This is a genomic window from Vibrio sp. SS-MA-C1-2 (genome assembly GCF_021513135.1).
Taxonomy (GTDB): domain Bacteria; phylum Pseudomonadota; class Gammaproteobacteria; order Enterobacterales; family Vibrionaceae.
This window is the reverse complement of the sequence record NZ_CP090980.1, coordinates 347,245-364,957: the sequence shown is the minus strand read 5'-3', so window position 1 is coordinate 364,957 and position 17,713 is coordinate 347,245. Positions and strand designations below refer to the sequence as shown.

The window sequence follows — 17,713 nt, the reverse complement described above, 5'->3', positions numbered from 1 at the left end:
GTATCAAAATTTAAACAAGATTGATTAACTTAAAAGAAGCTAATTGCTTAGTATCTCGATAAATCTACTAAAAGTGCGATATACATCACATTGAGAGGAGGGCTTGCTGAGGCGTGATTTTATCAGGGTGGTTCCATAACTGAACATTTATATAATTGAAAAATTTAATAAAAAGTAAATTTAATATTTTTTATTAAATGAGTCATTCTATTTACAAAACACGATGAAATGATATTTTTAAATATACCGCAGGAATAGAGTAAATAATAAGTTAAACGTTATTGATTATTATTTTCTGTTTTTAATAATAATTATTTTAAATAATCTTTGAATGTAATAGAGATAGACCTCCTGTATTTTTAGTGGTTAGTTGGCGACAAATAACAGAGATCTCATGAGTATAGTTGTTCTATATGATTGGGGCGAACGAGTGCAGCCAATAACCTAACAACGTTAAGTAAAAAAGGGATAAAGTTATTTAGATATAACTTGTGCCTTTTATACCCAAAGTATTGCTAGTAGGTGGCAAGGAATGAAACCCCATGAGTCTAGGTTTCTATATGATTGGGGCGAATGAACGAGGCCAACAACCTAGCAACTTCAAGTAAGAAGGGTATAGAACTCATGATCGAATAACAAAGGTATCTCTAACTATTAGTTAGGTAGTTTAAGTGGCAAATATAATACGGAATCGAATTGATCTTACCTTTCAACGTTTTGGGCTATTGATCGCAGTTAGTACCGACACCTATAAAGATCAGAAAGGATGGCTCTGTCATTGCGACTGCGGCAATTTGGCCTTTGCCCGTGCAGATGCTTTAATACGTGGTCGAAGAAAATCTTGCGGTTGTCTTCGTCGATTCAAACGAACAGATAAAAATAATCAAATCGAGTACTACCATCGAGATATTTTTGCTTCAAAAAATATTAAACAAGTTGAATCATTGCAAGATCTTGTCAAACTCTCTAGAAAAAATAAGCTGGCTCGTGAAACGAAATAACGTATTTATACCTTTCATACTGGAAGCTGCTCTATACCCAAAGTAATTGGAGCTGCTAGGTTGTTTATATTGATTCGCCAACTAACAACGCCAATAATTTTAGGTATAGATTGTTGATTATTGCGCGTTGGTTATATTTTTATCGTGTATTGATGATATTTGACTAACTTTTGACCTTTAGTTCTATTTTTTGAGCTTTTTTTGTTCATTGTTGATTGTTTTTTGGACGAGTTTAATTCTCATTCAGTTGGATTTATGTCGACTGTAATCCTCTCTACTTCAATGAAAACTCAATATAAATAAGCTCCTCCTCCCTACTCCTCCCTAAATTAATTTACCCTAGGATGAGGTATTTCTCGCAATTTAGGCCATTATATGACAAATACAACACATCATAATTAGTTATATAAGAAAGCGAGATAATCATGACGACTTCAATAAAAACACAAGCGTTTAATCGCAATGAATTTAAAGCAGCAGTAACTAGACACTTAGTCACTACGTTTGCTAAAACCGTTGAAACTGCGACTGAACAAGATTGGTATCTGGCTTTAGGTCGTGCTTTAGCAGAGTCTACAACCGCAAACCTATTAGCTACCGAACAAAATTTATCGGCAAGCAATAGCCGCAGTGTTAATTACCTTTCTCTTGAGTTTTTAATTGGTCGTTTAACAGGTAACAACTTGATTAACATGGATCTTTATGATGATGTTGCCGTGGCAATGTCTGAGCTAGGCCTGAATCTTTCTGACCTGCTTGAAGAAGAGAGAGATCCTGCTTTAGGTAATGGTGGGTTAGGGCGTCTCGCTGCATGTTTTATGGAATCATTAGCCGCACAAGAGTTTCCTGCGGTAGGTTATGGCCTGCATTATGAATATGGTTTATTCCGTCAGTCTTTTGACGATGGTGAGCAACAAGAGGCGCCTGATGCATGGCGTGGTGAACAAGGTTACCCTTGGGAAGTTCAGCGTCCTGAACTCACTAAAAATATCGGTTTATATGGTTCGATTGAAACTTATATTAAAGAGAATGGTAACCAAGGGCGTCGTTGGGTCCCTGCATTATTTGTTGAAGGGATTGCATGGGATTTGCCAATTGTTGGTTATAAAAATGACTCTGTTTATCCTTTACGTTTATGGGAATGTAAGACGTCTGCGCCATTCAACCTGCAACGTTTTGACCAAGGTGATTATTTAGGTGCTCAATTCTCTGCGATTGAAGCGGGTAACGTAACGAAAGTTCTTTATCCAAATGATAACCACGATTCAGGTAAAACACTGCGTTTAATGCAGCAGTACTTCCATTGTGCTTGTTCTATTGCTGATATCCTTGAGCGTCATCTTGCTGCGGGTCATGCTTTAGAAGACCTTGCTAAGCTAGAAGCTATTCAATTAAATGATACACACCCAACCATTGCGATCCCAGAATTAATGCGCATCTTAATTGATGAGTATGAGCTAAGTTGGGACAGTGCATGGGCAATCTGTTCTAAGACATTTGCATATACTAACCATACTTTACTTCCAGAAGCGTTAGAGAAGTGGAGCGAAGCTCTGATTGGTCAGCTACTCCCTCGTCACCTAGAGATTATTTTTGAAATTAATGCACGTTTCATGACATTAGTTGAAAAGCAGTGGCCGGGCGATAATGAGAAGAAAGCGAAACTTTCGATTATCGAAGAAGGGCATCAACGTATGGTACGCATGGCAAACCTTTGTGTTGTCAGTACTTATGCGGTAAATGGTGTCGCTGCGCTTCACTCTGAATTAGTTAAACGTGACCTTTTCCCTGAATTTGATCAACTATTCCCGGGTAAACTACAAAACGTAACCAATGGCGTAACACCACGTCGCTGGTTAAAGTATTGTAACCCTGATCTGGCTGAGCTATTCAGTAATAAAATTGGTGACGAGTGGGTTGGTGATCTTGATAAGCTAAAAGAGCTAGAAAAGTATGCTGATGACCCGCAATTCCAACAGCAGTTTATGGCCGCGAAGAAGGTGAATAAACAACGTTTAGCGGATTGGATCAAAGAGAATATGGACATTGAGATCGATACTAATGCGATTTTTGATGTACAGATCAAACGTCTACACGAATATAAGCGTCAACACTTAAACTTGCTAAATATTTTAGCCTTGTATCATCGTCTGCTTAACGATGCAGATTTCGATATGCATCCGCGCGTATTTATCTTTGGTGCGAAAGCTGCTCCGGGTTATGCTCTCGCAAAAGAGATCATTCATGCAATCAATAAAGTGGCTGATACCGTTAATAACGACAAACGTATTAATGGCAAGCTTAAAGTTGTCTTTATGCCTGATTACCGTGTTAGCCTTGCAGAGATGATCATTCCAGCCGCGGATGTTTCAGAGCAGATTTCTACTGCCGGTAAAGAAGCGTCTGGAACAGGTAACATGAAGCTGGCATTAAACGGCGCATTAACCATCGGTACAATGGATGGTGCTAACGTTGAGATTCGTGAAGAAGTTGGCGATGAGAATATTTTCATCTTTGGTCTATTAGTGGATGAAGTCTTAGCCCTTAAAGCTTCTGGTTATAAGCCTTATGATTATTACAATTCAGATAGCATATTAAGAGCTTCGCTTGATATGTTAGGCTCAGATCGATTCACGCCGGGTAATCCAAATGCATTCGCGGGTATTCGTCATAATCTTCTTGATGGCGGTGACCCATATTTAGTGCTGGCTGACTTTGCAAGTTATGTTAATGCTCATGAGCGTATTGATCGTGCCTATAGAGACCAGAGCAACTGGGCTAAAATGGCCATTATTAATAGTGTTTCAGTTGGCAAATTTAGCTCTGACCGAAGCATTCGTGATTATGCCAATAACATTTGGAAATTGAAATCAGTTAAAAGCCAATAATCATTAACTAAATTATGGATAATACCAGAGGATGAAAGATTTAATCATGCTTTCATCCTCTGAGTGAGATGATTTCAATCATTAAGAGATAGAGATAAATAGTGAAGATACTGTTTATAAGGAATTCAAATGACAAAAGAAACTGAATTACAACAGGTTGCAAAGTTAGCCGGCTTAGCGGAGAGCTATATCAGTGCTTGGGGCGATGAAGCTCATGTATCAGAAGAGCAGCAACGTAAGATCCTTGCTGGTTTAGGTTATGATACAAGCAGTGACAGCAAATTACTTGCTTCAGCTCAAAAAATGCATCAACAACCCGTTCTTGATCCTGTATTGGTTATTCAACAAGATAAGCCACTAGAAATCTCATTGCATGTCGCTACAAGTGCGCGTGTTAATGAGTTTAGTTGGCAGCTAGAAACTGAGCAAGGTGACGTCACCAACGGTCAGTTAAGTGATCTTGACGTGCGTGATGAGCGTACAGAAAATGGCGCGATCGTTTTCTTACTCCCTGTAACCTTATCCGAGGGTTATCATACGCTAAACGTTAATCGAAAACGTCGTAAAACCCCTTATGAAATGACCCTTATTGTGACGCCAGCGAGTTGCTATAAACAACCAACATTAGCAGAAGGTAAGAAGTCCTGGGGTACCAGTATACAGCTTTATACGCTACGTACTGAGCAAAACTGGGGTATCGGTGATTTTGGTGATCTAAAACAGTTAGTGGGTGAAATTGCTCAACGTGGTGGTGATTTTGTTGGCTTAAACCCAATTCACTCTCTATTTCCAGCAATGCCTGAGTCGGCAAGTCCGTATAGCCCATCATCTCGTACTTGGCTAAATACGATCTATTTAGATGTGGGTGCGATTGCTGAATTTGCTCAAAGTGAAGAAGCTCAAAATTTAGTAGGCAGTGTTGATTTCCAACAACGAATTTCTGTAGCGCGCTCAAATGAATGGGTACAATATCGTGAAGTTTCTGCCCTTAAGATGGCGATTCTGCCTCTATTATTTAAGGTGTTTCAACAGCAACATTTAGCAAAGAACAGTGTTCGAGCAAAAGCGTTTCAAGCATTTGTTAAAGAAGGCGGAGATAGCTTAGTTCATCAAGCGGCATTTGATGCACTGCACGCTGAGTTAATCCAACAAGATTCAAACTGTTGGGGCTGGCCCGTTTTTCCAGAGAAATATCGCCAGTTTGATCGTAAGGATGTACAGAATTACATTATTGAAAATCAAGATACGATTCAGCTTTATATGTATAGCCAATGGCAGGCAGCGGAACAACTGAGTGAAGTGCAACATTTTGCTAAAGAGCAGGGCATGACCCTTGGTCTTTATCGTGACCTTGCCGTAGGTGTGAGCGAGTGCGGTTCTGAAACTTGGGCAAACGACGGTACATTATGTATGGATCTTTCGGTTGGCGCGCCGCCAGATATCCTAGGTCCACTCGGTCAAAATTGGGGACTGCCGCCACTTAATCCATTAACGCTAAAAAATAGTGGCTACAAAGCTTATATCAATATGTTACGTGCCAATATGCGATCTTGTGGTGCTTTACGTATCGATCATGTTCTGGGGTTGCTTCGTTTATGGCTTATTCCTCGTGGCGAATCTGCGAATAATGGTGCATATATCTATTACCCAGTACAAGATATGCTTTCCATTCTCGCTTTAGAGAGCCATCGTCATCAGTGTGCGGTTATCGGTGAAGATCTAGGTACCGTGCCTGATGAAATTATCTCTTTACTGGCCGATGCAGGTGTTCACTCTTATAAAGTTTTCTTCTTTGAAGTTGCTGAAGATGGTGGTTACTACTCTCCAAGTCACTATCCAGAGCAATCGATGTCTGCACTTTGTACGCATGATATGCCAACCTTAAAAGGATTTTGGCACTGTGAAGATCTTAAGATGGGCAGCGAATTAGGGCTTTATCCAGATAAAGAACAGCTTCAAGGTCTTTTTGATGATCGAGCTGAATCTAAACAGCGCCTAGTTGATAGCTTAAACTGGCATGGTTATTTACCTGATGGTATTGGTCATAATGCAAATGCAATGCCAATGGAGCAAGCACTTAACTTTAGTATGCAGAAGCATCTTGCTGCTGGTGCTAGTGCGCTATTAAGTTTACAATTGGAAGATTGGTTAGAAATGGATAAGCCAGTCAACATTCCGGGTACTGTTGATGAGTACCCCAACTGGCGCCGTAAGCTATCTGCGAATCTAGGTGATATCTTTTCTCGAGATGATATTGCTCAATTAACCAATGACTTGACAAGAATAAGAGCAGAAGCGAGTCAAAAATAAATTTATATAGAGGCCCATTACGGGCCTTTTTTTAAGGAGAAATATTTTGTCTGGGACGAACCACCTATTAAGTAAAACCCGATATCATCAATTAGAATGCGCTGAGCTATCAGACCCTTTTTCGATTCTTGGTCCTCAGTTTGATAATGATGACCTTCTTAATGTCTGGATGCCTGGAGCAATAAATGTCTCTCTTGTGCTAGATGATGGTCAAACTATTGCACTTTCTCAACCGCACCATGGTGCATTTGTGCTGTCATCTTCTCATGCACTTAAAGATCTTGATTTAACGGCTCGCTATTATGAGCTGGCAATTGAATGGCAAAGTGGCGTTCAACAAATTGCTGACCCTTACCAATTCCATAATATTTATCCGTCGAAAGCCGCACTGTTAGAGCCCAGTTCTCAATATAAAGAGATGGGCGCACAGTTACTGACGGTTTCTCGTGACGGAAAAGAGGTTACGGGGGTCCGTTTTGTGGTTTATGCGCCGAATGCGTCAACTGTCAGCGTGATTGGTGATTTTAATAGCTGGGATGGTCGACGCCACCCACTGCAACGTATGGATGATGGTCTTTGGGGGCTATTTGTTCCTTCTCTTTCAGAAGGTGAGCGTTACAAGTTTGAGCTTAAAGATTCAACGGGCAATTTACTGCCAAACAAAGCTGATCCTTGGGGGTATGACAGTGAGCAATATCCTTCATTTGCATCAAAGGTTTACAATCAACAAGGCTACCAATGGAAAGATAGTGCATGGTGCCAACGTGAAGTCACAGAGAAGCACACTGAAGCACTCTCATTTTATGAGTTGCATGCCGGTAGTTGGCGTCGCGATCACAATGGTGATTTTTTAAATTATCGTCAATTAGCTGATCAACTGGTGCCGTATTTAGTTGAGATGGGTTACACGCATGTTGAATTGATGCCGATCAGTGAACATCCTTTTTATGGTTCGTGGGGCTATCAAACTATTGGTATGTTTTCGCCAACCAGCCGTTATGGCTCACCTGACGACTTTAAATACTTTGTCGATCAATGTCACCAAGCGGGTGTGGGCGTAGTATTGGATTGGGTTCCTGCTCATTTTCCTTCTGATGAACATGGTTTAGCTAATTTCGATGGGACGGCGCTATTTAATGATCCTGACCCTCGTCGTGGCTGGCATCAAGATTGGAAGAGCTATATTTATGACTATGGCCGTGAACATGTTCGTCGTTTCTTAGTGGCCAATGCGCTTTATTGGTTGGATAATTTCCATATTGACGGTTTACGTGTCGATGCGGTGGCGTCGATGCTCTACCTTGACTATTCACGTGAACATGATCAATGGATCCCGAATCGTGATGGTGGTAATCACAATTACGATGCTATCGATCTGTTGAAATGGGTGAATTTAGAAGCGTATCGTCACTATCCAAATGTGATGACGATTGCAGAAGAGTCAACGGCTTTTGATGGGGTCTCTCGTCCTGTTGATCTCAATGGTTTAGGGTTTGGTTTTAAGTGGAATATGGGGTGGATGCATGACTCTCTCGCTTATTTCCAAGAGGAGAGCGTTCACCGTAAATGGCACCATGATACCATCACTTTCCCGCTAGTTTATGCCTTTAGTGAAAACTATGTGCTATCACTTTCTCATGACGAAGTGGTTTACGGTAAAGGGGCGATTGCCAATAAGATGCCGGGCGATGAGTGGCAGCAGATGGCCAACGCGCGTGCTTATTACGGTTATATGTATGGTATGCCGGGCAAAAAGCTTAACTTTATGGGCGCGGAGTTTGGTCAAAAAACCGAATGGAACCATGATGCCGAGCTTGATTGGTCACTGCTAGAGCAGCCTCAATACCAAGGGATGCAGAATCTAACCCGTGATCTGAACCAAGTTTATCGTCAATATCCGGCTTTGCATCAATTGGATTGCAGTGATCGTGGTTTCGAATGGCGTGTGGAATTAGATCGTGAGAACAGCATCTTAGCGTGGGAGCGTCTTTCTGAACAAGGAGAGCAGCGTGTATTGGTGGCAGCGAATTTAACCCCAGATCCAAAAGTGGCTTACCGTATCGGTGTTCCATTGGCTGGACGTTATGAATTGATCTTAAATAGTGATGCTGAATATTATAATGGTAGTCAATATCCTGTTACATCAGACGCTGTAGCGGAAGCGATTGCTGTTGGTGAGTCACCGTTCTCGATTGTGGTTAATTTGCCGCCGCTTTCAACGCAATATTGGTTGTTTCACGCTGATAAATAATCTATTTAGTTAAAAGTATAAAATTTAAAAAGCCCTTATTGTTTTTATTTTTAATAATGACATAAGGGCTTTTTTATTTGTGCCTGATTGTAGCTGTCGCGTTGTAAGAGTAAGGTTGGAATTGTGATTTCATCTTTTGAATTACCCTGTTAGGGATCTGATGAATATTTTGGAATCGGCCTTCTAGTTCGATAACTTCGACTTCTATCGGCAAATTGAGTTGGTGGGGTAACTCTAAATAAAATTGCATTTCCCAAAGTTTAATAAAGGTATTCGCAACAATAACATCTTCCCCTCGTAATAGGGCGTTTTTAGTTTCATTTTGACACCACTGATGGGCTTGCTTTATTTTATTACCGTTGAAACGATAATTGCCTTTTTTATCAATAAAATACATATCTGCTTCGAGTAATGTACCATTTAATGTCGCACCTAAAGTTGATTTACCACTGCCGGGAACGCCTCTAATTAGTGTGAGTTTCTGTTTTACTGTCATTAAAGAGGTCTCTGCATTTATTAGTGGATAAGAATAATATGATGGTATGATACGGACTTATCAATAAATTAAATATCTCAATCTTCATTTATATACCTAAAATAATTGGAGTCGCTAGTAGGCGGCAAGTGAGTGAGGCCCCATGAGTATAGGTATACTCTATGATTGGGGCGAACGAGTGCAGCCAACAACCTAGCGACTTCAAGTATGAAGGGTATAGTAGTAAAAGAACTGATTGGGTCAAGCAATGGAAATTAGAAAGTATGAAAAATAGATTTATAAAAGGATTTGCCACTTTTGCTATAAGCTCTTTATTTATGGGAACAGCAATGGCCGACGAGACAATCGTTAATATTGATGGCGCAGTGGGCACTTATGTTGTTGCTGATACACCAGCGACTAAAACCGTTTTAATGCTGCATGGTTATGGTTCTTCTCGTCATGAAGTGGGTGATCTTTATACTTCATTGGCGAATAGTTTAGAGAAAGAAGGGGTTAACTCTCTACGTATTGATTTTAGAGGTTTTGGTGATTCTCCTGTGACTTCAGATAAAGCATCAATCACGACTATGGTCGAAGATGCACAAAATGCGTATCAGTTTTTAGTTGATAAAGGCGCAACAAATATTGAAGTCCAAGGCTTTAGTTTAGGGGGAGAGATCTCTATTTTAGCTTTTAGTGATTATAAAGAGATCAATAAACTTTCTTTATGGTCAACGCCAATGCAGTTGGATGAGTTATATCAAGGGATTTCTCAACAAGATAAAGCGACAGCGAAAGAGCAAGGTAAAGTTACCTTGGATTTAGGTTTTAGAAAATTAACAGTTTCAGATCAGTTTATCGAGTCGTTGCTACAATATGATGTGATTAATAGCTTTAAACACTATAAAGGCGATGTACAATTTATTACCGGTGAAACGGATGATAAAGTGGTGACGGATGCACCAAAAGTCTTAACTGAAAATAACCGTGAAGCTTTGGCAAAGCATATCGAAATTTCAAAAGTGGGTCATATTTTTGGGGTATTCTCAGATAATGATCAGCAGCAACAAGTGATTTTGAAAACTGTGAATTTCTTAAAATAAAGTTGTTATACCCAAAGTAATTGGCGTTGCTAGTAGGCGGCAAGTGAGTGAAGCCCCATGAGTATAAATGTATTATATGATTGGGGCAAATGAGCTCAGCCAACAACCTAGCAACTTCAAGTAAGAAGGGTATATATCTGAAATAAAAAAGAGACATTTTTTCTTAAGTATTATCAATTCGTCTCTTTTTATTGTTCTTTTAAATTTTCATTTTGAATGTTATAAATAAGCGCTCGATAGACACTATTTATTTTCTCCGTTACTAAACTATATTTACTTTCTTGCTAACTACTGTTGATTTGGCATACAATTGTAACATACTAAATAAAATAGATTTTTTAGAAAAAGGTGCTTATTGTCGATATGGAAGTTATTATCATTACCGCTGCGTTCCTCTCAGGTTTTTTAGCGCTGAAATGTCATCTTCCTCCAATGGTTGGCTTCCTTTTTACTGGTTTTGGTTTACACTTTTTTGGTTATCAAACCCAGCCAACAATTACTGCACTTGCCGATCTTGGTGTCCTTCTACTTCTGTTTACTATTGGTTTAAAGCTTGATATCAAAACCTTATTAGGTAAAGAGATTTGGCTGGGCTCGACACTTCATAATGTGGCCACCACGTTGCTTTTTACCTTTATTCTCTATGCATTGAAGTTAACAGGAATGACGTCTCTGGCTGAGATGGCCAACCGTGAACTGATTGTTTTGGGTTTTGCGCTCTCCTTTTCTAGTACCGTGTTTGCAGTCAAAACGTTACAAGAGAAAGGAGAGATGAACGCAACCTTTGGCACTATCGCTATCGGTATCCTAGTAATGCAAGACATCTTTGCGGTATTATTTTTAACCGCCTCAACAGGTAAAGTTCCTGAGTGGTATGCGATTGCTCTCTTTGCTCTTCCACTGCTACGTCCTCTTTTTTATCGCTTGCTTGATAAAGTCGGCCACGGTGAAATGTTGGTACTATTCGGTATTTTCATGGCGCTGGTGGTGGGTGCAGGCCTGTTTGAGTTGGTAGGCATGAAGCCGGATCTAGGTGCATTGATTCTTGGAATGTTGCTTGCTGGTCACAAAAAAGCTTCTGAACTTTCAAAGTCCCTGTTTAATATGAAAGAACTTTTTTTAGTTTGTTTCTTCTTAAATATTGGTTTATCAGTTTCGCTTACTGTAAGCGGCGCCGTATTGGCTGTATTGTTATTACTGATGTTACCTATTAAAGGGGTTTTATATTTCTTTATTCTCAACCAATTTAATTTTAGAGTTCGAACCTCGTTTTTAGCGTCATTAACGCTCTTTAATTACAGTGAGTTTGGTTTGATTGTTGGCGGATTAGCGTATCAATTAGGTTGGATGCCTGCGGATATTCTGACTGCGATTGCACTTGCTGTCTCTCTTTCCTTTATGATTTCTGCTCCATTGAATCGTTTAGGGCATCAATTTTATCAATATTCTAGTCAGTGGTTGAAAGAGACCACGATGGAGCGGCTGAATCAAAAAGACCGTTTAATAAACCCAGGTGATGCGAAAGTGTTGATATTAGGCATGGGAAGAATAGGGACAGGCGCGTATAAAGAGTTACATCGGCAGTTTGGTGATACTTTATTGGGTGTTGAAGTGCGAGAGGAGATGACCGATAAACATAAAGAAGAGGGGCGTAACGTGATTACTGCGGATGCAACCGATTCTGATTTTTGGGCAAGGATCTTAAACACTCAAAATGTTAAATTAGTCTTACTCGCGATGCCACACCATCAAGCGAATCAAATTGCCTTAGAGCAATTAAAGCAAAAAGGTTTTGAAGGCAAAGTTGCCGCAATTGCTGAATATTCGGATCAAATTGATGGTCTACTTGAGAGTGGGGCGGATGCTGCATTTAATCTTTATAACGAAGCGGGTACCGGTTTTGCTCAACATGTGTGTGACCGTTTAAAATTGGATTTAACTCCGAGATCGCAAAAGGAGGAGTCTTAATGTTTACTGGAAAACCTAGGGTTATTATCTTTTCTGGCGCAGGTTTAGATGCCGAGTCAGGCGTTCCAACTTTTCGTGATGCAGATGGGTTATGGGAAGGTCATGATATTAATGATGTTTGTAATATTGATACTTGGCAAAAGAATTACGCCAAAGTGCATCAATTTTATAATCAAAGGCGTATTGCATTAGCTCAGTGTAAACCTAATCGTGCACATTTATTAATAAAAGAGCTGCAAACCCAATTTGGTCCGGATCGCGTTTTCTCTATTACGGCAAATATTTCTGACCTTCAAGAGCAGGCTAAAATTAAGAATGTTTTGCATATTCATGGCTTACTTACCCATATCATTCCTGATTATATCAATCGCCCTGATCATCAAATAAATATTGGTTTTAGTGAGTACAATTACCAACAAGATTATGTAAAGGGTTTCGGCTATAAACCGGCTTGTAAGCCATCTGTGATATTTTTTGGTGAAAGTGTTGAACAGACTTACCCACCTATGTATCAATTATTAGATTCTATGCGTCCTGAGGATATCTTTATTGTTATAGGGACAACACTAGAAGTTAATCCTTTACAGCATTATTTTGGACACGGATTTAATCCATATGGCATACTCATTGATCCTAACGCTAATCCGAATGAATATTCTAATTTAGGCGAAGCAGCAAGAAGAGCAGACTTAGTGATTAAACAAAAAGCGTCAATTGGACTGGATTTAGCGAAAGAAAAAATAAATGAGTTAATGTCATAGCGTTTGGATACTTTATGAATGATATAAGAGTCGATCTTACTCAGTTACTCTATTATTAGGCATATCTTACTTGAGTTGCTTCTATACCCTTCATACTTGAAGTCGCTAGGTTGTTGGCTGTATTCGTTCGCCCCAATCATAGAGTACACCTATACTCAGGGGGCCTCACTCACTTGCCGCCTACTAGCAACGCCAATTATTTTAGGTATATTAACCCCAATCATATAGAAAACCTATACTCATGAGGTCTTTTTCATTTACCGCCTATTAGCAACTTCGATTACTCTCGGCATATCATTAACTCTTATAAGGCCAATGATGGCTACCAAAACGAATTAATACCGTAGATAGCGCTAAAATAAAAGCGGCTAACGCTAGCCAAGCGACTTCTGATGGTGGAAGCTCCTTCATACCTAATGTGACATAACGAGCAATCGCCATAATTGCAATATAAATCGGATACCGGACAGGAATTTTACCATGTGAAACAAATTGCTCGATCATCGCTAATACTTCTAAATAGATGAACATTAAGAGGATATCTGTCAATGTGACGGTTTTTGTATGAAAAATATGGATAAATTCATCGCTAATAGCCACTAATATAGCTAAAGAGATCCCAATTAATAGAATAGCTTCACCAATATGAAATATTTTTAGAAAGTGGCGGGTAAAACTTGGCGGTAAATGTGATGGCATCTCGAATCCTTTTTAATATCTAACCCTTATCCTTTACTATAGATGAAATTATAATTATCAGATAAAAAAGTGATCAATTAAGTTGACGACAGCACTAGATATTTTAAGTATGAAATGGGTTTTAAGGTATCATTGCTGTACTTATGGGAAATTACTTACATGCTGATGACTAGCCCCCCAATTAATTTACATATATATCCTTCTTACTTGAAGCTGCTAGGTTGTTGACGGGATTCATTCGTCCCAATCATATAGTACATTTATACTCATGGGGCCTCACTTGTCGCCTACTAGCAACGCCAATTATTTTAGGTATAAACAAAAAGGTATAACTTGAAAACGAGAGCACTTAATTTACTAAAATGGATGGTTATTTTTGCAATTATTTCTTTAATGATAGATTTTTGGCGCAGTAAAGATATCTCTTTCGATGAGATCCCTACCGTCGTTACTCTAAATTTAGAGGGAGACAGAATTGATGTTAATGCATTAAGCGCTGAACAACCGGTTATTATTTATTTTTGGGCAACGTGGTGTCCGATTTGTAAAGTTGTGACTCCGACAGTTGATATTTTATCTGAATATTACCCTACTCAGACAGTTGCATTAACGTCAGGAAGTGATGAGAAAATGAAGCAGTACCTAGATTATAAAGGGTATCATTTTGATGTGATTAATGATCAGAAAGGGAATTACAGTCGAGAATGGGGTGTTTCTGTTACACCGACGATTTATATTGTATATCAAGGGAAAATAAGTTCGATGACAACAGGGGCAACAACACCGTTTGGAATTATTGCTCGGGTCTGGTATGCCAAACTGTTTGGATAAGAGTAGGTATACCCTTCCTACTTGGTAGTCGCTAGGTTGTTGGCTGCATTCGTTCGCCCCAATTATAGAGTACACCTATAACTAATGGGGCCGCATTCACTTGCCGCCTACTAGCAACGCCAATGATTTAAGGTATATATCGTATTTAATTTAGGGGTGTGATAATACGATAAAAAGAAAAATGAGTTATTGTTAATTCAGAACAGACTGAATATCAATAACTCACTTTTTGGCTAGGGTGTTGCTCTAACGAGATTAATAATGAGAATTGCGGTGATGATGAACATGAAGGTTATTATGCTCTTTCTCTTTTACACCTAGCTTATTATTTAAGCATGAAGTGAGCAACGTTTGCATTGCTTGAGATTCACGGCCATTTTCTGGTTGCCATTTTGTGATCATTGCTAGTCTTTGAGAAAACATTACGTCATTATTTGTCATAGTTGCGCTCCCTGCACTTGAAATTTGAAAATTATATTGACTGAAGTTTACCATGACTTTTTTGAAAAGATATAGCTTTGTTATGAAAATGAGGCTTTTTTTGCATTGATAAATTAGTTGAGGTTTTAATGTGATTGTTCTGTGTTAAGCGGGGCGATACTGATACATTAATGAGATCTGAATGGGAAATAATAAGAGGATGACGACTTATAAATAATGGTTATTATAGGTATATAAATAGTGAGCCTTTCATATCAAACCCAGCCCTTGAACAGATTATTCAAGTATTATTCATGTTAATTCTCAAATAATCGGTAAAAGAGCAAATAATTTTACGTTACCCATTAGAAGGTCTCTTCAAGCAAGGTAATTAATTCATCTTCAGTGAAAGGTTCGCGGCGTAGGTGAATCGTATTTGAATCTCCGCCTTTTAACATATAAGCCGTGGTTCCACAGTGGTCATAATGAAACCACTTTCCATTAACACAGACATCGGTGTAACATTTAGGATCTTGTTTCAATTCCATTTTAAATCTCCTTTTTTGACGTTTTTTTAACAACCTCTTTGAGTATAGTCGAGCAAATTTAGATAAAATTGACTCAAATCAAAACACCGGTTGTAAGTTTTTTATTAATTTTTATATCTCCTTGTAAATGAGGGAATATAAATGAGGGACAGGCATGGAATGAATAAGGGACAGGCGCAAGTTTAGTTGGGTATAATCTATTGTTATTTAATGTTTTTTATCGTTTATGAATGAGGATGTTTACTTGTATGTTTTATCAGCATAAAGTTTTATTATCAGTTACTGCACTTTCATTAATATTATTGGGTTGTAGTAAACGTGACCAGGTTAAGAAAGATGAGATTGAACGAATTCAGGTTGAGCTAAAACCCTCTGGCTTATATATTTCAGGTGATAAAATTGACCGTCGAGCAGATTTAAATATCTCTTTAGTTAAACAAGGGTTTATTTTTCGTGATAGCAAAACATCGAGCGAAGGGAGTACCGTCTACCAAAGTCAATTATGGCAAGGGGATAAGTTGTTACTTACGTTTTATGGACAACAAGCTGGATCTCAACAAAGTCTGCAATCTAGATTTACTTTGATTAATGTTGAAAATAAGGAAGTTTTTGTTAGCGAAGGGGGAGAAATAGGCGATGGATTTTCACAAGTTATTGATAATTTAGAGCTTTGTAAGGCGGGAGTTGAAGAGGCTTCGGGTTTGGTTATTTGTCAAAAGAGTCAATCATCGCCGTTTTATTATATTTTTGATCCTCAATGGAATGGTCCTGATTCTGTTATTCCACCAAAGGGTGTTTTACACAGTAGTTCTGTGGTTAAAATACAATGGCGAGAAAATTAGATTGAGAGAATGTGCTTCTAAGTTATAACAACGATGATGAATAGAATCCATCACCGTCTGTTATTTAGCGCTTTTTACTTCAATTTTAAAGCTTGGCTTGCTGAGTCTAAAGTAAATTTATTCACACGGTGGTGCTAAATGAATAACCGCTAATCCACCTTGTGATGTTTCACGATACTTTTTATTCATATCTTTACCCGTCTGATACATTGTCGCGATAACTTTATCTAGGGATATTAAGGATTTACTGGTTCTTTTTAATGCCATTCTAGATGCATTAATCGCTTTCATTGCGCCCATGGCATTACGCTCGATGCATGGAATTTGTACTAATCCACCGATCGGATCACAAGTCATGCCTAATGAGTGTTCCATGGCAATTTCTGCTGCAATACAGATCTGCTCATTACTGCCACCACGTAAAGAGGTTAAGCCAGCCGCCGCCATTGAAGATGAAACACCAATCTCACCCTGACAGCCTACTTCAGCACCAGAGATTGACGCATTAACTTTATACAACATTCCGATTGCGGCAGAAACGGCAAGAAAATCTTTAATCTGATTGGCATCTAATTCTCGGACAAATTTATGGTAATACATTAATACTGCAGGAATGACACCAGCCGCACCATTTGTCGGAGAAGTGACAATTTGTCCACCGGCTGCATTTTCTTCACTAACCGCAAACGCAAACAGATTGATCCAGTCAAGTGTCGCCATCGGATCAAGGGAGTCGTCATTTGCTTCTAGGTGTTTTAGTAGAGCAGGTGCGCGACGGGTGACATTTAATCCGCCATCTAAAATGCCTTCAGTTGCAAAACCACGTTCCATACAATCGGACATGACTTGCCAAATTTGATTGGCTTTAGCTGTTAGTTCGTCATCACTACGGTAAGCCAACTCATTTTGTTGAATTAGTGTTGCTAAACTTAAACCATGCTTCTCTGTCAGTTTAATCAAATCATCGGCAGATTTGAAAGGATAAGAAAAGGTGACTGTCCCATTTTTCTTGCCAAACTGAAGTTCATCCGCGGTTGCAATAAATCCACCACCGATAGAGTAAAATGTTTCAGAAACGATCTTCTGACCCGATTTATCAAATGCATGGATCTTCATACCATTCTCATGCAGTGGAAGATTTTCTTTGTGGAATAGAATATCGGTTTGATAATTAAAGTCGATAATGACCTGATCACTTAATGGTAACTTTTGATCGGAAATTGCCGTTTGCATCTTTTTATTAGCTACAACAATGTCGATATTATCTGGTGTATAGCCCATCAAACCAAGAATTGAGGCACGATCAGTATGGTGACCAATACCCGTTAACGAAAGAGAACCATAGAGATCAACTTGAATACGAGAAACATTAGAAAGCTGATCTTGTATAAGTTGATAGAATTTAAAGCTAGCGAGCATTGGACCATTGGTATGTGAGCTCGAAGGACCAACGCCTATTTTATAAATATCGAAAATTGAAAGCATAAAGAAGACCTAATAAAGTGAATAAGTGATACATTTTCACAACAATTTTTTATTCTGAGCATAATAACCAATTCATTAACAAATAGATATACCGAGATTATTTATACCGATAGTGATTATAAAGGTAT

14 protein-coding genes are annotated in these 17,713 nt (G+C 38.9%); 9 read left to right on the top strand and 5 right to left on the bottom strand.

All coding sequences use genetic code 11. The features are described from left to right. The first annotated feature begins 671 nt into the window (after positions 1–671). From L0B53_RS01650 to glgB, 4 genes are all read left to right on the top strand, one after another. Positions 672–1,001, top strand: a complete 330-nt coding sequence (locus L0B53_RS01650) for a hypothetical protein (RefSeq protein ID WP_235059572.1) — start codon at positions 672–674, stop codon at positions 999–1,001. A 425-nt stretch (positions 1,002–1,426) separates the two neighbouring features. Continuing rightward, positions 1,427–3,889, top strand: coding sequence for a glycogen/starch/alpha-glucan phosphorylase (locus L0B53_RS01645; protein WP_235059571.1), 2,463 nt, complete (start codon positions 1,427–1,429; stop codon positions 3,887–3,889). 129 nt (positions 3,890–4,018) lie between these two features. Then, on the top strand, positions 4,019–6,199 hold the full coding sequence (malQ, locus tag L0B53_RS01640; protein WP_235059570.1) for a 4-alpha-glucanotransferase: 2,181 nt from the start codon (positions 4,019–4,021) through the stop codon (positions 6,197–6,199). 46 nt (positions 6,200–6,245) lie between these two features. After that, positions 6,246–8,450, top strand: coding sequence for a 1,4-alpha-glucan branching protein GlgB (gene glgB, locus L0B53_RS01635; protein ID WP_235059569.1), 2,205 nt, complete (start codon positions 6,246–6,248; stop codon positions 8,448–8,450). Positions 8,451–8,523: 73 nt separating this feature from the next. On the opposite strand, the gene L0B53_RS01630 is transcribed toward glgB, so the two are convergent. Beyond that, positions 8,524–8,946 carry an AAA family ATPase gene (locus L0B53_RS01630; RefSeq protein ID WP_235059568.1) on the bottom strand — a complete coding sequence of 141 codons (423 nt, stop codon included), beginning with the start codon at positions 8,944–8,946 and terminating at the stop codon, positions 8,524–8,526. 263 nt (positions 8,947–9,209) lie between these two features. Between L0B53_RS01630 and L0B53_RS01625 the strand changes: the two genes are divergently transcribed. The 3 genes from L0B53_RS01625 (at position 9,210) to L0B53_RS01615 (ending at position 12,760) form a co-directional block, all read left to right on the top strand. Continuing rightward, positions 9,210–10,031, top strand: coding sequence for a carboxylesterase (locus tag L0B53_RS01625; protein ID WP_235059567.1), 822 nt, complete (start codon positions 9,210–9,212; stop codon positions 10,029–10,031). A gap of 363 nt (positions 10,032–10,394) precedes the next feature. After that, the gene (locus tag L0B53_RS01620; protein ID WP_235059566.1) at positions 10,395–11,999 is read left to right on the top strand and encodes a cation:proton antiporter family protein; all 1,605 of its coding nucleotides are present in this window, start codon (positions 10,395–10,397) and stop codon (positions 11,997–11,999) included. Continuing rightward, the gene (locus L0B53_RS01615; RefSeq protein WP_235059565.1) at positions 11,999–12,760 is read left to right on the top strand and encodes a Sir2 family NAD-dependent protein deacetylase; all 762 of its coding nucleotides are present in this window, start codon (positions 11,999–12,001) and stop codon (positions 12,758–12,760) included. The genes L0B53_RS01620 and L0B53_RS01615 overlap by 1 nt, the downstream gene beginning before the upstream one ends. A 297-nt stretch (positions 12,761–13,057) precedes the next feature. Here L0B53_RS01615 and L0B53_RS01610 read toward each other — a convergent pair whose 3' ends face one another. Next, complete coding sequence (locus tag L0B53_RS01610) at positions 13,058–13,459, bottom strand: phosphate-starvation-inducible protein PsiE (protein ID WP_235059564.1); 402 nt, start codon at positions 13,457–13,459, stop codon at positions 13,058–13,060. Between the two features lie 333 nt (positions 13,460–13,792). Here L0B53_RS01610 and L0B53_RS01605 point away from each other — a divergent pair, with 333 nt between their 5' ends. Continuing rightward, positions 13,793–14,290, top strand: a complete 498-nt coding sequence (locus L0B53_RS01605) for a protein disulfide oxidoreductase (protein ID WP_235059563.1) — start codon at positions 13,793–13,795, stop codon at positions 14,288–14,290. 255 nt (positions 14,291–14,545) lie between these two features. Here the strand turns inward: L0B53_RS01605 and L0B53_RS01600 are convergent, their stop codons facing one another. Further along, positions 14,546–14,731, bottom strand: a complete 186-nt coding sequence (locus L0B53_RS01600) for a hypothetical protein (RefSeq protein WP_235059562.1) — start codon at positions 14,729–14,731, stop codon at positions 14,546–14,548. A 344-nt stretch (positions 14,732–15,075) separates the two neighbouring features. Further along, positions 15,076–15,258: a hypothetical protein gene (locus L0B53_RS01595; RefSeq protein WP_235059561.1), complete on the bottom strand. Its 183-nt coding sequence runs from the start codon at positions 15,256–15,258 to the stop codon at positions 15,076–15,078. 248 nt (positions 15,259–15,506) lie between these two features. Here L0B53_RS01595 and L0B53_RS01590 point away from each other — a divergent pair, with 248 nt between their 5' ends. Further along, a complete protein-coding gene (locus L0B53_RS01590) occupies positions 15,507–16,100 on the top strand; it encodes a DUF1131 family protein (RefSeq protein ID WP_235059560.1) in 594 nt (197 codons plus the stop codon). A gap of 117 nt (positions 16,101–16,217) precedes the next feature. Here L0B53_RS01590 and L0B53_RS01585 read toward each other — a convergent pair whose 3' ends face one another. Beyond that, positions 16,218–17,585 carry an L-serine ammonia-lyase gene (locus L0B53_RS01585; protein WP_235059559.1) on the bottom strand — a complete coding sequence of 456 codons (1,368 nt, stop codon included), beginning with the start codon at positions 17,583–17,585 and terminating at the stop codon, positions 16,218–16,220. Between the last annotated feature and the right edge of the window lie 128 nt (positions 17,586–17,713).